The organism is Neorhizobium sp. NCHU2750 (assembly GCF_003597675.1).
Lineage (GTDB): Bacteria > Pseudomonadota > Alphaproteobacteria > Rhizobiales > Rhizobiaceae > Neorhizobium.
The window spans coordinates 37,426-51,943 of the sequence record NZ_CP030828.1 but is presented as its reverse complement, the minus strand read 5'-3'; the positions used below and the strand labels follow the sequence as shown (position 1 = coordinate 51,943).

The 14,518-nt window shown below is 59.7% G+C and carries 11 protein-coding genes; 6 read left to right on the top strand and 5 right to left on the bottom strand.

Annotation, left to right across the window (positions count from 1 at the left end):
* Positions 1–72: 72 nt before the first annotated feature.
* Positions 73–1,536, bottom strand: a complete 1,464-nt coding sequence (locus NCHU2750_RS21020) for a c-type cytochrome (RefSeq protein WP_119943716.1) — start codon at positions 1,534–1,536, stop codon at positions 73–75.
* A 288-nt stretch (positions 1,537–1,824) separates the two neighbouring features.
* On the opposite strand from NCHU2750_RS21020, the gene NCHU2750_RS21015 reads away from it, so the two are divergent.
* On the top strand, positions 1,825–2,733 hold the full coding sequence (locus NCHU2750_RS21015; protein ID WP_119943714.1) for a LysR family transcriptional regulator: 909 nt from the start codon (positions 1,825–1,827) through the stop codon (positions 2,731–2,733).
* Here NCHU2750_RS21015 and NCHU2750_RS21010 read toward each other — a convergent pair.
* The gene (locus NCHU2750_RS21010; protein ID WP_119943712.1) at positions 2,730–5,402 is read right to left on the bottom strand and encodes an ATP-binding protein; all 2,673 of its coding nucleotides are present in this window, start codon (positions 5,400–5,402) and stop codon (positions 2,730–2,732) included. The genes NCHU2750_RS21015 and NCHU2750_RS21010 overlap by 4 nt on opposite strands.
* Before the next feature lie 220 nt (positions 5,403–5,622).
* Positions 5,623–6,225 (bottom strand): LysE family translocator, encoded by a 603-nt coding sequence (locus tag NCHU2750_RS21005; protein ID WP_119943710.1) that lies wholly within the window; start codon positions 6,223–6,225, stop codon positions 5,623–5,625.
* Between the two features lie 460 nt (positions 6,226–6,685).
* On the opposite strand from NCHU2750_RS21005, the gene NCHU2750_RS21000 reads away from it, so the two are divergent.
* The 5 genes from NCHU2750_RS21000 to NCHU2750_RS20980 are packed head-to-tail and all read left to right on the top strand — an operon-like array spanning position 6,686 to position 11,842.
* Entirely contained in the window at positions 6,686–7,678 is a 993-nt protein-coding gene (locus tag NCHU2750_RS21000) for a 2-dehydro-3-deoxygalactonokinase (protein WP_119943709.1), read from the top strand.
* A 30-nt stretch (positions 7,679–7,708) separates the two neighbouring features.
* Positions 7,709–9,010, top strand: coding sequence for an MFS transporter (locus NCHU2750_RS20995; RefSeq protein ID WP_119943706.1), 1,302 nt, complete (start codon positions 7,709–7,711; stop codon positions 9,008–9,010).
* Positions 9,011–9,037: 27 nt separating this feature from the next.
* Positions 9,038–9,688, top strand: coding sequence for a bifunctional 4-hydroxy-2-oxoglutarate aldolase/2-dehydro-3-deoxy-phosphogluconate aldolase (locus tag NCHU2750_RS20990; protein WP_119943704.1), 651 nt, complete (start codon positions 9,038–9,040; stop codon positions 9,686–9,688).
* 34 nt (positions 9,689–9,722) lie between these two features.
* Positions 9,723–10,871, top strand: coding sequence for a galactonate dehydratase (dgoD, locus tag NCHU2750_RS20985; RefSeq protein WP_119944296.1), 1,149 nt, complete (start codon positions 9,723–9,725; stop codon positions 10,869–10,871).
* 20 nt (positions 10,872–10,891) lie between these two features.
* On the top strand, positions 10,892–11,842 hold the full coding sequence (locus tag NCHU2750_RS20980; protein ID WP_119943702.1) for a 2-hydroxyacid dehydrogenase: 951 nt from the start codon (positions 10,892–10,894) through the stop codon (positions 11,840–11,842).
* Positions 11,843–11,857: 15 nt separating this feature from the next.
* On the opposite strand, the gene NCHU2750_RS20975 is transcribed toward NCHU2750_RS20980, so the two are convergent.
* Entirely contained in the window at positions 11,858–12,727 is an 870-nt protein-coding gene (locus NCHU2750_RS20975; RefSeq protein ID WP_245480457.1) for an IclR family transcriptional regulator, read from the bottom strand.
* A gap of 667 nt (positions 12,728–13,394) precedes the next feature.
* Positions 13,395–14,510: a TRAP transporter substrate-binding protein gene (locus tag NCHU2750_RS20965; protein WP_119943696.1), complete on the bottom strand. Its 1,116-nt coding sequence runs from the start codon at positions 14,508–14,510 to the stop codon at positions 13,395–13,397.
* Between the last annotated feature and the right edge of the window lie 8 nt (positions 14,511–14,518).

Genomic DNA, 14,518 nt, shown 5'->3' with positions numbered 1-14,518 from the left:
GCCGGGGAAGAAGGATCGAAAGGCATCATGATCTCCGAGGGAGCGTTCAATGCAAAATGGAAAGGACGCGGCTCAACCGAGGGCGGGCTGCGAACGACGACGCAAAGCCAGCCAGGTGATGAGCGCGATCACGAAGACGACGACGCCGACAGCGATCGGTCCGGCAAAGGGTGCCAGTTCGACAATCATCGGCTTTTCGCCACCGTCCCGGATGCGTGCAACATCGGTCGGCGTCACCTTCACGGCTGAATTGCCATAGTGAGAAAGGACGTAGTTGCTGACATCGGCAATATCGCGATCCGACAGGCGATCGGTGAAGGAGGCATCCGGGCCAAAGGCAGGCATGAAGGTCTCAGTCTCACCAACCGTGCGATGCAGACCGTAAAGGATGGTCGAAACGAGATTGTCCGGACGGTCACCGCCGGTTGCCGTGTTGTGGAACAGCGACGGATAGTGATCGTTGCCCTGGCCATCCACCTGGTGGCAGGCCGCGCAGCTACCGGTAAAGACGTGGAAGCCGTTTTCTCCGATCTCCTGTCCAGGAGTACCGCGCAACGCCGCTTCGGCTTCCGTCGAAGGCTTGCCGAGATCGCTGCGGGACTGCTTGTCGCCGGACGAGATCGCCGGCGTATCCTTGAGATAGGTGACAATCGCCTTGATATCGTCGTCGGACAGGTGCTGAAGGCTATTCTCGACGGCTTCCGCCATCGGACCTGCGGCCTGAGCCTTGCCCGCCACGTGACCTGTCTTGAGGTATTGGGTCAGATCCTCATCCGACCAGCCGCCGATACCGGAAACCTTGTCCGAGGTGATATTGGGAGCATACCAGGAGCCGATCGAACCACCAGCCAAAGACTGACCGCTTGCTTCCGCCATCAACGTATTGCGCGGCGTGTGACAAGTGCTGCAATGCTCCAGCGCTTCGGCAAGGTAGGCGCCACGGTTCCATTCGGCAGACTTGGCCGGGTTCGGCTTGAAGCGGTCTTGGCCAAGGAACAACAGGTTCCAGACCGCCATCGAGCTGCGGACCGAGAACGGGAACGGCAGTTCGGTCTGCTGCGGCTTGTGGTCGTCCGGCTTCACCTCGTGCATGAAATAGGCATAGAGCGCCTTCATGTCGTCATCGGTGATCTTGGAATAGGCCGTGTAAGGCATGGCCGGATAAAGGTGGCTACCGTCCTTCGCCACGCCTTCACGCACGGCGCGGGCGAAATCCGCTTCGCTGTAGCTGCCGATACCGTCTTCCTTCGAAGGAGTGATGTTGGTGGAGAAGATCTTGCCAAGCGGCGTATCGATGCCATAGCCGCCCGCGAAAGGCGCTCCGCCACGTGGCGCGGTGTGACAGGCAGCGCAATCGGCTGCGGTTGCGAGATAACGCCCCCTTGCGACAAGGTCCGAATTGTCGTCGGCCAAGACCACGCTGGACGTTGCCGCCAGCGTGCCAAGACAGAGAATCGCGGATCGGAACGAGGCCGAAATCGGTGCAACCAGAGCCCGGCTGAAGGAGGAGCGGGGCGAGATATTGGGCGTAGGCATAAATCCTTAAGCTTTCATCAAGCGTGAATATCAGATGCCAGCCGGGTTCGCCTCCCACGAACAAGACGGGTTTGCATCGCCGCATGGAGCACTGCAACTTCAGGAATACAACCACACCTGACGAAGCAACTCTTGGACAAAAAGCGCTTCGATGACCAACTTTTGGGCGTTTCGGAGAGCGTGTCGATGTGTCGCGCATACAGCTTGATCTGGGTCATAGCGTCGCGGCGCTGGCATTGAAAATCAGTTTTTGGTAAAATCAGCCTTCATGTATTATGAAAGCTTCAGATGAAATTTGACCTCACCGATCTCAAGGTTTTCGTTTCAGCCGTGGATGGTGGCAGCCTGACATCTGCAGCGGCTGAAAACAACGTCGTCGTCGCCGCCGTCAGCGCCCGGCTGCGGCGGCTGGAGAACACTTTCGGCCTTGAACTTTTCGAACGGACGGGCCGGGGAATTCGCCCGACCCTGGCAGGCGAGATGCTTGCCCGCCGAGCCCGCCAACTCGTCGATGACGCACGAAAAGCGGAGACGGAACTCGAGGAGTTTGCCGTCGGGCGTAGCGGCCAGGTCAGGCTGCTTTCCAACACCAACATGCTCGCAGAGCATATGCCTCAAGCGCTTTCCACCTTTCTTGCTGACAATCCGCAGATCGACGTTACAGTCCAGGACAGGCCAAGCCTGGAAGTGGTCACCATGTTGAAGAACGGCGATGCAGATATCGGCATCGTTGCCTCGTCCGCAGACATGAGCAAGCTGGAGCGCTGGCGTTTCGTTCCCGACAGATTGGTCGTCGTCATTCCACCGGATTGGGATGTCACAGGGCAGATGAGCTTCTCTGAAATCCTCAGCCATCCGCAGATCGGGTTACGAGAGACCGTGGCACTGTCGCAGTTTCTGTGGCGAACGACAAATGAGCTTGGGCGAAAACCACATATCCGCATACGCGTCGATGGCTTCGAGGGATTATGCAGGATGGTCGAGGGCGGGGCCGGCATCGGCATCGTGCCCGAAACGGCCGCGCGCCGATATGCACGTTTCATGCGTTTTCAAACCCGACCGATAGCAGAGGACTGGGCAGAGCGCGAGCTTTTCCTCTGCGTACGCGCCGAGGCCCAGCTTCCCCGCTATGGGCGGGCACTGCTCACTCATCTTCTTGATTATGTGGAGAAGATTAAGGGAAAGCAGGGCAGTTAGCCGCCGCCATCGGCATGTTGCTCGACAAGCCAGGGCTCGTTGCGAACCCGCAACAGGACTTCCAGCCGGTTGCCGGCGTTAAACTTGGCAAGAACAGAAGAGACCTGATGTTCGACAGTGCGCAGGGAACGAGTGACCTTTCGGGCGATCTCCTTGTTGCTCAGCCCCTGCACAAGAAATTTCAAAACGTTCTGTTCCGAGCGGGTAAGGCCGAGCGGATGTTGTCGGGCGGATGCATAAGGCCCTCTTCGTCGTCGCGGCATTGCCCCCGCAAGGCCGAAACGCAACGCCAACCGCCGGGCGAACACCGCGGCTTGCCGCGCTTCCAGTTCGTCCAGCAACCTGACCGCTCGCGGCAGCATTCGGCGTGCATCATTTTCCCCGGCCTGAAGCAGCGACAGGGCTGCCTCGTATGGCTGTTCCAGAGCCACCCACAGATCCGCCGCCCGTTCGAAATCGCCGGCAAGCTCGGCGGCGCGTGGCGCCGGCAACTTTTCCTCAAGTTTGATGTCCGGCGAGGCGAGAGCGCATCTGCGACACCAGACAAGGAATTCGCCAAGATCCCAGCTGCTCATCGTTTCGGTCCCGAGCGCAAGTACGGCATTCATGTTCTCACGCGCTGCGTCGCCGTTCTCGTGCAGCCAGGCAGCCTCCAGCAAAGCCAGGCGCACGGGTATGATCCGCTGAGGTTCGCCGGTGAAAAGGCCTTCTTCAAGCGCCTGATTCAGCGCTGTCAGGCCTTCGGCCTGGCCAAGCCTGAGCTTCACGCGGCCAAGTACCGCAAGGGCGGGCAGGTGCATGACACGGGGAAAGCCGTCTTTGGCAATCACCCCGTCGGCAATGGTCTCCGCTTCGCGAAAACGGCCCTGTTCCATTCGCAACTGCGCATGGCGGCCGAGCAGGTAGTGGGCTGCGGCATCAAGATCGTATTGAACACACAAGGCGGTGCCCTCGACGATCAGCTTCTCTGCCTTGGCGAAGTCTCTGGCCGTCATGCAGCATTCCGAGAAGTTGGTGAATGCGCGGGATGCGTGATCGTGAAAGCCGTGTTTCAGGGAGAGGGAAAGGCTTTCCTCCAGCAGTGCGTCACCACCCGACCGCCCGAGGATCATCAGCGAGGTCCCGACATTATTGAGAGCATGGATGCGAGTTTCGATCTGGCCCAGTTCCTCGGATAGTTTGATAGCCTGCATTCCCCATACAATCGACTCCTCGAAGCGATCCTGCAGCATCAGCAATTGCGATCGAGTGCTGTAGGCAAGAGCAAGCTCGATGCTCTGCGGCTGAGCCTCGAGATCTGCCACGGCCTGTTCGGTATAGGCGACCGCCTGGTTAGTTTCCCCACGCCGCCAGTGCAGGCGAGCAAGACGACAGAGATTAAGCCCCACTTTTCGGATATCATCCTGCGAGCGCCAGAGCGAGATCGCCACCGTGTAGGCCCGCATCGTCTCTTCCGACGAGACCGTGCCGGCCAGAAAGGTTTCGTGCGCCCAGTCTTCATATATCTGTGCGGCAACACGCGGAGGCGCCAGTGCGACATGGTCAAGAGCGGCTCTCAGATGCGTTGCAGCCTGCTGGTGGGCTCCAAGCATGGCCGCCTGTGCAGCTGCCCGCGGAGCAAGATCAAGGACGTGGGTGGAATTGCCCGAAAGACCCGCATGGTGAAGACGTTGGGACAGGATTGCGGGGTCGTTGTCCGCCTCCGGCATCGACGCGAACATGTTTTCCACGCGCAGATGCAAGTTCCTCCGAACGGCTGGGGACAGACGCTCCACCGTCGCCTGCCTTGCCAACTCATGTCGGAAGATGAGGGCTCCCTTCTCATCCAGTCGAAGCAACCCGCGATCGATGCATTGATCCGCGATAAGCTGGGCATCGTTTCCCATCAGGAGCGGGATCATCTGCGGAAAAACACCGCTGGGCAGAATACTGATCGTATCGAGAAACTCGCGGATAGCCGTAGGTAACCGCGACAGTCTTGCCCAGACCGCGTCCCGGATCGAGACGGGAAGATGCCCGTCGATCGGGTCACCGTCCGCGAGCAATTCCATGACGAAGAACGGATTGCCGCCGGTCGCGCCATGGAGTGCGTAACCCTTTTCCGGATCTCCTGCTAAAATTGCCACGGCAGCTCGAGATAGCGGCATCATCGACAATCTCGTCACTGCCGACGCCGGTAGATCTCCCAAGAGCTGTGTGACCGGATGCTCTCGATCCACGTCGGCATCGCGGATCGTCAGCACGATGACTGCCTTCAACAGCGAAACACGCCGGCCGAGAAAGCGAATGAGATCCAGGGTCGCCCGGTCTGCCCAATGCAGATCCTCGAAGATCAGGACCATCGGCCGTCTTGACCGGATCATCGTATTCAACAGCTCGGTGAAAATCACATCCGGCGCCGCGGCCTGTCGCAGGAGATCTCCCAGATCTGATTCTATGGTCGTCGCCATGTCCTGAAGCGGTCCGAGAGGACGTGGGGTCGTGAAAGGATCGTTCCAGCCCCAATGCACACTCTGATGATCATCGACGAGCGCGCAGAAGTGCTGAAGCAATGCAGTCTTGCCGATGCCCGGCTCACCCTCGAGCACGACCACGCGACCTCGACCCAGGGATGCATCCGCCAGGGTGCTGAGCAAGGCTTCCGTAATGGCTTCTCTTTCCAGCAGCATCGGATTTCCCCATGCGGACGGTCATATGCGGTTACGGTCGATGAAGCTGGCTGAGATCTGCGATCGCAAGCGGATCACGCTTCACTGAAGTTATTCCACATGCAATTACTGTGCGCCGGAAGCTAAACCAGAGCTTCCGACGCTAAATAGTGCAGGGATACTGGAAAGAAAGCCAGGCCACCGTCAGCAATAGATAGCCTACCCAGAATTTCCCGAGATATTACGGGAAAATGGCGAGCCGCAAGCCCATGAATATGAGGATGGCTCCTCCTAATAGGTTAAGCTTTCGCAACAGATGCCGCGGCAGGCGCCCACGCAATATCCATGCGGAACTGCTGATGATCGCATACCAACTAATGCTACCCAGAATTACACCGGCGATCGTTGCCGCGAGGTCAGGCAAGTCCACACGGTCGGTCATCGCACCGGATGATGCTATGGCCAGATAGGAAACTACGGTGATCGGGTTCGACAGCGCGGTGATCAATCCGGCACCGTAATCGGTGAAAAGGCTCGGAACGCTGGCCGCGGACTGAGGCGTGCCCGCAACCTTGAGAACGATTTTCGAACCGATTGCGATCAGCGTCACTCCGGACGCAACCTGGATGACCGGCTGCCAGCCGGCAAGCACGCTGGCGATCGTGCCGGCGCCAAGAATTGCAAGGCTTGCGAAAAGGCCATGCGCAGTGGAGGCCCCGGCACCACATATCAGGCCGCAATGGGCGCCGCGAAACATGCTGCGCTGGACACACATGAGCGAAACCGGACCGAAGGGGAGGGCAATGGAAAAGGCGAGAAACGCACTTGCGACAACAATCGACATTACTGCTCATTCCTTTCGTGCATGGCACTATGGGATCCCTGGACGAACCAGGCCGGCAGCCCTCCGCATGGGATGTTTTATGAGCGCATTGGAATTGGTCGAGGATCAAATCGGAGCGGCTGCCCCTTGGATAAGCGCTGCCGCAGGTCGTAACATCGGCGGAACTACCCAAATTTCGAAGAACGTGCCCCCATATTTCCGGGGACGAGGCGACCCCATCCAAGGCTACATTCCCGGTTCAGATGAAAGGTGCTGCCTGTCGCGGGTGGGGGCCGCCTTCGTAGTGCAATGTGGCATTTTATCCTTTGACCACCGTATGCCACAGGTGTATCTAAATATGAGATGCATATCTCATTATTTGAGACATTGATGCATTCCCACCTGACCCCGCAGCGGCACATCCGTACCGATATGCGCGGCACTCAAGGTCTTAACATGCGAACCGCGGGAGGGGTTCTTTATGCTGATTGCCACTTTGGATACCGGCACCACCAACACACGCGTAATCGTCTGGCGTGACGGCTCTCCCGTCGCAGAAGCCGGACGCCCGGTCGGTGTGCGCGACACCGCGATTACTGGCAGCACCAACAAGTTGAAAGCCGCCGTCGGAGAAGCCCTGTCGGAGGCACTTTCAAGCGCCAATGTCTCGCCGGGCGAAGATCGTCTGTATCTCGGCTCCGGCATGATCACCTCCAATGCCGGCCTTTGCGAGATCCCGCATCTGGCGGCGCCGGCCGGCAAGAATGAACTCGCCGCCGGAATGCGTTCCATCGAACTTCCGGGCGTAGCCGACAGGCCGATCTGGTTCATTCCCGGTGTCAAGAACCGGGCCGGCGCAATCAGCCTTCAAGATTGCGACATGATGGACATCATGCGGGGCGAGGAAACCGAAACGATCGGCGTGATCCACGCCCTCGACATCAAGGGACCCGCGGTTCTCGTCCTGCCGGGCTCCCATGCAAAATTTGTCGGAATAGACGAAGCCGGCCGTATCGCCGGGTCGATCACCAGCATTTCGGGCGAATTGCTGGACGTCATCACGCGCCACACCTTGATTGCCGGCTCGGTCGAGCACGGCTTCGCCGAAAAGGTCAATACGGAAGCCTTGCTGCGCGGCGCAGATCACGGCGCCCGTCTCGGCATCGCCCGGTCCGCGTTTCTGGTCAGGCTTCTCGACCTCTTCGGAGATCTGGATCGCGACGGACGCGCCAGCTTCCTGCTCGGCGCAGTTCTTGCCGGCGATCTGGCCGCGCTCAAGAACAGCGATTCTCTCAAGGTCGCACCGGAGAGCCACATCATCGTCGCTGGCAAGGCCGGCCTGCGGGACGCATTGATGGCACTGTTTGCCGCGGATCCATATTTCACAGGTCCGATCGAGGGGGCACCTGACACGATACATTCTATTTCCGCGCTGGGCGCGATGGAAATTGCCCGCATCCGCGGACTGATTTGAGGAATTCAGAAGAAGTAAAGGGAAGAGAAAATGTCTATTCAACAAGCTGTGGGAGCCGCCAAAAAGGTCGGCAGCCGCAGGTGGCTCATCGTGCTTATCCTTTTGGTAGGCGGGATGGTCAACTTCATCGACCGTACTGCGCTATCGGTTGCAGCGCCTGAGATGATGAAGGAACTCCAGCTAACCAATTCCGATATCGGCCTGCTGGGCACCGTGTTCTCGGTCATCTATGCCCTGTTCCAGCTTCCGGCCGGTTGGCTTATCGACAAGCTTGGCGCAAAACGCGTCTATACGATGGCGATGATCTTCTGGAGCGGCGCGACCGCTCTGACAGGTGTCTGCTCGTCCAAGTTCGCCCTGATCGCGGCCCGCGGCGTTCTCGGCGTCACCGAAGCCCCTTGCTGGCCAAGCGCTGCCAAGATCACGGCTGCATGGTTCCCGAAAAAGGAACGCGCACTTGCCACCGGCATATGGGATGCCGCCTCGAAATGGGGCCCGGCACTGGCCCCGCCGCTGCTGGTCTTCCTGATGGTCAGCTTCGGCTGGCGCGAACTCTTCTATATCGCCGGCGGCTTCGGCATTCTGTTCGGCCTTCTGCTGATCATTGCCTATCACCAGCCGGAAAAGACCACATGGCTTTCCAAGGAAGAACTTGACTATATCAAGGCCGATGGTGGCGGCACCGCCCAGACGCTCGGCGCAGGCAAGAATTCCATTCGTTGGCGCGACCTTTTCGGCTACCGTGCCGTCTGGGGCATGATCATCGGTTGGTTCTGCTATATCTGGATGTTCAACATCCTCACCTATTTCGTGCCGCTTTATCTGCTGAAGACCCAGAACCTCAACATGCAGTCGATGGGCTTCCTGGCTTCAGTACCCTTCTTCGCCGGCATCGTCGGTGCCTTCCTTGGCGGTTACGTCTCCAAATGGCTCGTCGACAAGGGCATCGCCTCTCCGCTCAACGCGAAGCGGGCAACCATCTCTGTCTCGGCCCTGCTTGGCGGCGCTGCGCTGATGATCGCTCCGTTCTTCACCAGCCTCGGCGGAACGCTGATCCTGTTGTCGATCGGCATGGCCATGCTGTCGTCGCTGTCGGCCAATGGCTGGGCACTGCCTGGCGACGTGGCACCCAGCTCGATGGTCGGCTCGGTCGGCAGCATCCAGAATTTCGGCGGCTATTTCGCCGGCTCGCTCTCGCCGCTCGTCACCGGCATGATCGCCGACGCAACGGGTTCCTATGCTATGGCATTCATCAGCGGCGGCTTCATCGCAGCCTGCTCGGCCATTTGCTACTGGTTCATCGTCCGGGCGCCGATTGAAGCCGAGGCCTGATTATCATCGTTTCGAAAGGTTGAAACAATGCTGAAACACGAGGTTGTCACCACGATCCGGGAAAGCGGCATCATCGCCATATCCCGCGGGCTTTCGCCCGCGGACGTGGTGCCGACGGCCCAGGCGCTGCTCGAAGGTGGCGTCAAGGTGTTCGAGATCACCTGCAACAGCCCTTCTGTCTACGAGGGTATCCGGGCGCTGAAGGCAGCGCTCGGAGACCGCATGCGGATCGGCGCCGGTACCGTCATCAACCCTGTGTCAGCGACACTGGCGCTCGATGCGGGAGCCGATTTCGTCCTGGCTCCCAACTTTGATCCGGACGTCATTGCGACGGTACACGAACGGCAGCGACTGATGATCCCGTCGGTCACGACGCCGACCGAAGTCGTCAAGGCTCACAGGCTTGGTTGCGACCTGCTCAAGCTGTTCCCGGCCGGCGGTCTCGGCCCCGGCTACATCAAGGACCTGAGGGGACCGTTTGCCGAGGCCGCGCTCATTCCGGTGGGCGGCGTTGGCCTGGACAATCTCGAAGCATTTGCGCGTGCCGGCGCTTACGCCGCCGGCGTCGGCAGCAATCTCGTCCGCAGGGATCTCATCTCCGCCGGAAAATGGCAGGAATTGACCGCCGAGGCCCGCCGCTTCGTGGCCGCGTTTGCTGCCGGACGTGCCGGCGCGTGATCGCGCCGGCAATTTCCAATCAGGACGCATTTCAATGAAGATCACCAAACTTACCACCTATCGCCTGCCACCCCGCTGGATGTTTCTCAAAATCGAGACGGATGAGGGCATTACCGGTTGGGGCGAACCGGTTATCGAGGGGCGTGCCCGCAGCGTCGAGGCAGCGGTCCACGAACTTAGCGACTATCTGATCGGCAAGGATCCGTCTCGCATCAACGACTTGTGGCAGGTGCTTTATCGCGCCGGCTTCTATCGCGGCGGCCCGATCCTGATGAGCGCGATCGCCGGCATCGATCAGGCTCTGTGGGACATCAAGGGCAAAGTCCTCAACGCACCGGTGTACGAGCTGCTTGGCGGCCTGGTCCGCGATCGCGTCAAGGCCTATTCCTGGGTGGGCGGCGATCGCCCGGCCGATGTCATAGCCAATATCCGCAAGCTGCAGGAAATCGGCTTCGACACGTTCAAGCTGAACGGCTGCGAAGAAATGGGCATCATCGACAGCTCGGCGAAGATCGATGCCGCGGTCGCCGTGGTGGCGGAAATTCGCCAGACCTTCGGCAATACGATCGAGTTCGGCATCGATTTCCACGGCCGCGTCGCAGCGCCCATGGCCAAAGTTCTCATTCATGAGCTTGAGCCCTATAGACCCCTGTTCATCGAAGAACCGGTTCTGGCAGAGCAGGCAGAATATTACCCTCGCCTTGCGGCCCAGACACATATCCCGATCGCGGCCGGCGAGCGGATGTTCTCGCGCTTCGATTTCAAGCGTGTCCTCGAGGGCGGCGGCATCTCTATTCTGCAGCCCGACCTCAGCCATGCGGGCGGTGTCTCGGAATGCTTCCGCATTGCCGCGATGGCCGAGGCCTACGATGTCGCGCTTGCGCCCCATTGCCCGCTTGGGCCTTTGGCGCTTGCCTCCTGCCTTGCGGTCGACTTCGTCTCGCACAATGCCGTGTTTCAGGAACAGAGCATGGGTATCCACTACAACAAGGGTGCCGAACTGTTCGACTATGTCGCCAACAAGGATGACTTCCGCATCGATGGCGGCTGGTTCTATCCCAACAAGCGGCCCGGTCTCGGTGTCGAGGTTGACGAAGCGCTGGTCATCGAGCGCTCGAAGACAGCCCCCGACTGGCGCAACCCGGTATGGCGGCTTGCCGATGGCGCCGTGGCCGAGTGGTAAGCGAGAAGAAAGAGATCATCATGTTCGACAAGACCGAAGCGACGGTCGTCAAGGCCGCTTTCCTTCCACCGGCCCTGGCGCAGCGTCTGGATGAAACCTGCACGCTTGCCGACTGGGAAACTCTGAGCGTGACGGAGCAGAACAAGGCCGCGCAGAATGCGCGCGTTCTCGCAGTCAATGGTGAATCGGTCGTCACGGCCGAATTCATCGACCGCTTCCCCAAACTGGAACTGATCGCCGATTTCGGCGTCGGCTACGACGGTATCGACGTGGCAGCAGCCCATGCACGCGGCATCGCAGTGACCAATACGCCGGGCGTTCTGACGGACGATGTCGCAGACATGGCAATGGGCCTGCTGCTTGCCACGTCCCGCCAGATCGTCGAAGCCCAACGCTTCGTCGAGCGCGGCGACTGGGCAAATGGCGGCTTTACCTGGACCAAGAAAGTTTCTGGCGGCAAGCTCGGCATTGCCGGCATGGGCCGCATAGGCCAGACGATTGCCCGTCGTGCCGCCGGCTTCGACATGGAGATCACCTATACCGATCGTCAACCCCTGTCCGGCTGCCCGTATCGGTTCGTCTCCGATCTCGCAACGCTTGCGGCCGAGGTCGACTTTCTCGTTATCTGCGTCAACGGTGGCGATAAAACACGCGCTCTGGTCGACGCCACGATCTTGAAGGCGCTCGGTCCGCAGGGCATTCTCATCAATATTGCTCGCGGCACGGTGGTGGACGAGGCAGCATTGATCGAAGCGCTGGACGCAGGCACGATCGCCGGTGCGGGTCTCGACGTGTTCGAGTGCGAACCGGTAGTGCCCAAGGCTCTGCAAGGTCGCGCAAATGTGGTGGTGACGCCTCACATGGCGAGCGCGACCCATTCAACCCGAAAGGCCATGGGCGATCTCGTGTTCGACAACGTCGCCGCCCATTTCAGCGGGCAGCCGCTGAAAACACCGGTCAATCCTTATTAAGACCGAACCTATTCATCACTTCCGGAGCGATACCGGCAGTGATGACAACTCCCTGGGCGCTTCTCCAAGCGCCCGCGAAATGGAATGCGCGGTTGCAGCGACGACCGGCCCAAGCTCGAACATGCGTGCTTCCGGCATATGAAAGCTGGCGCTCGCTATGCTGACGGCTGCCACGACCTCGCCGTTCACGTCACGCACGGGCGCGCCGACACAGCGGATACCGATCTCGTTCTCTTCAAACTCCATCACCCAGCCACGCTGACGATAATCACGCATCTTCGCGAGATATTCGGGCCATTGCGGCAATGGGGGGCGGTCGCTGGCAGTCCGCTCGCGCAGCAGTACCGCCTCGTCATAGACTTCCCGCCAACGTTCCTCGGTCATTCCCAGCATCAGCGCGCGGCCAACGCCGGTCGAGGCGAGCGGCATGCGCTGGCCGATGCGTGAGCGCATTTCAAGGCCTCGTTGCCCCGACAGCTTATCGAGATAGAGGACATGCGGGCCCTCGATCTGCCCGAGATGGATGGTGTCGCCACAGAAATCCGCGAGCTTCTCGAGAAAAGGGCGTGCCAGCTGGGCCAAGGGCCGCTGCTCCCTTGCGCGGGTGCCCAGATAGATGAGTTTATAGCCGAGGGTGTAACCCTGATACGGCACGTGATGCAGATAGCCTTCGGCCACCAGATTGCTCAACACCCGGTGGGTGGTGCTGCGCGGCATGCCGAGGCGTTCGGAAAGGCCCTTTACATCACAGACGCCTTGAGCGACCTGCTCCAGCAAGGTCAGACCGCGAAGCAAGGTCTGCGTACCGGTTGGCGATTTGCCGCCAGCAGCATCTTCGCTGCCTTCCGTGCGGACATGACCGGGTTTTAAAGGCTTACGCGACAAAAAAATTCTCCATTCGGAAAAGCCGCCAGCAGCTTCCTCCCTTCGTCTTAGCGCAAGAAGATGCGCCCGCCTATATCGAGAGGACCAATTGGTGGTGGCAAGCCACAAATGATGCGACCGAACATAGTCAAACTTCATTGCGCGTCGCCGTATCTCAGACTGCGGCGCGCAATGATCCATCATCTGCCTCATCCATCGGCACAAATTTAGGCAAATACTAGCCGCTCAATGCGCTGAGCGCATAGCTGGGCTGCGACAGAGCCACTAACGGCCGTTCGGGAATGCTGTATAACTACATCCAACGAAGCGATGTACCTCCTCCCACAGAGCTTCGTGTTTCAGGCGACCCGCTCCTCCTCCCAAGGGAAGCCTGAAGGAACGGCGGCACTCCTCCTCCCAGTCGCTGTTCAAATATATTCGAAAAGCCTGCCGCTCCTCCTCCCGCGGCAGGCTTTTTCGATTCTGGGCCATGGCACGGATTACTCCTGCCCCGTAGTGATCACCCTACCTGCTTCCGTGAAGAGACTGCGTCATTGAGCACAGGACCCTCTCGTCGATTTTCTGCGAATGAAAATCGGTAGTCGCCGTGCGGTGCGAAAATAGCAGACCGGCCAGAGAATGCTGCAGGCACTGCGGCAGATTGATCTGCCCCAGTGCCGTTTGGTCGTTACTTGCCGGCTGCCTGGGCAGCGTACATGTAGCTGTCGTAGCTGTATTCCGCGACGCGGAACCACTCGAAGCTTTCATCCCGGAATTTCTTCCAACCCGGATAGATCTTCGCCCAGGTCGGATATTTCTGGCTGTATTCACCGTAGAGTTCGAACGAGGCCTTGTAGGCCGCGTCCATCACGTCGCGCGGCAGTGGCCGAAGCTGGACACCCTTGGCCACAAGCGAGCGGATAGCCGAGGTATTCTTGACGTCGTATAGCGCCTGCATGTTGACGTTTGCGGCCTTGCAGGCCGTGTCGAGCGCAGCCTTGTAGGCGTCCGGCAATCCGGCATACTGAGCCTGGTTGACGAAGAAGTGGATCGTCAGGCCACCTTCCCAATAGGCCGGATAATAGTAATTCTTGGCGATCTGATAGAAGCCGAGCCGCTCGTCGTCGTAAGGGCCGATCCATTCAGCGGCATCGATCGTGCCGCGTTCCAGCGCCGGATAGATATCACCGCCGGGAAGCTGCTGCGGAACGACGCCGAGCTTGGCCATAACCTGGCCGGCAACGCCTGCGATACGCATCTTGACGCCCTGCAGATCAGCGGCACTCTTGATCTCCTTGCGGAACCAGCCACCCATCTGCGCCCCGGTCGCACCACCGGGAATACCGACGACGCCATAGTTGGACAGGAACTCGTTATAGGCCTCGTTGCCGCCACCATGATAAAGCCAGGCATTCTGCTGGCGCCCATTGAGGCCGAACGGGATGGTGGAACCGATCGCGAATGTCGGATCCTTGCCGGTGAAGTAATAGCCGCAGGTATGGGCGATTTCGACGGTATTCTCCTTCACCGCATCGATCGCCTGCGCACCGGGCACGATTTCGCCGGCCTGGAAGACCTGGATCTGGAATTTGCCTTCGGTGATCTTGGACAACGCATCGGCCATGACCACGGCACCGCCATAGATGGTGTCGAGATTGTTCGGAAAGCCCGATGTCAGGCGCCAGCGTATCGATGGCAGGCTTTGCGCAACGGCAGGCGCTGCGAGCGAGGCTCCGGCAGCGGTCGCAACGCCGGCGATCGCCCCTTTCGTCATGAAGCCACGACGGCTTACGTCCTTTTTCATTTCAATCC

Excerpts from the sequence above, each read along its gene's own strand:
- NCHU2750_RS21020 (WP_119943716.1), bottom strand. The coding sequence starts at position 1,536 with ATGCCTACGCCCAATATCTCGCCCCGCTCCTCCTTCAGCCGGGCTCTG.
- NCHU2750_RS21015 (WP_119943714.1), top strand. The coding sequence starts at position 1,825 with ATGAAATTTGACCTCACCGATCTCAAGGTTTTCGTTTCAGCCGTGGAT.
- NCHU2750_RS21010 (WP_119943712.1), bottom strand. The coding sequence starts at position 5,402 with ATGCTGCTGGAAAGAGAAGCCATTACGGAAGCCTTGCTCAGCACCCTG.
- NCHU2750_RS21005 (WP_119943710.1), bottom strand. The coding sequence starts at position 6,225 with ATGTCGATTGTTGTCGCAAGTGCGTTTCTCGCCTTTTCCATTGCCCTC.
- NCHU2750_RS21000 (WP_119943709.1), top strand. The coding sequence starts at position 6,686 with ATGCTGATTGCCACTTTGGATACCGGCACCACCAACACACGCGTAATC.
- NCHU2750_RS20995 (WP_119943706.1), top strand. The coding sequence starts at position 7,709 with ATGTCTATTCAACAAGCTGTGGGAGCCGCCAAAAAGGTCGGCAGCCGC.
- NCHU2750_RS20990 (WP_119943704.1), top strand. The coding sequence starts at position 9,038 with ATGCTGAAACACGAGGTTGTCACCACGATCCGGGAAAGCGGCATCATC.
- dgoD (WP_119944296.1), top strand. The coding sequence starts at position 9,723 with ATGAAGATCACCAAACTTACCACCTATCGCCTGCCACCCCGCTGGATG.
- NCHU2750_RS20980 (WP_119943702.1), top strand. The coding sequence starts at position 10,892 with ATGTTCGACAAGACCGAAGCGACGGTCGTCAAGGCCGCTTTCCTTCCA.
- NCHU2750_RS20965 (WP_119943696.1), bottom strand. The coding sequence starts at position 14,510 with ATGAAAAAGGACGTAAGCCGTCGTGGCTTCATGACGAAAGGGGCGATC.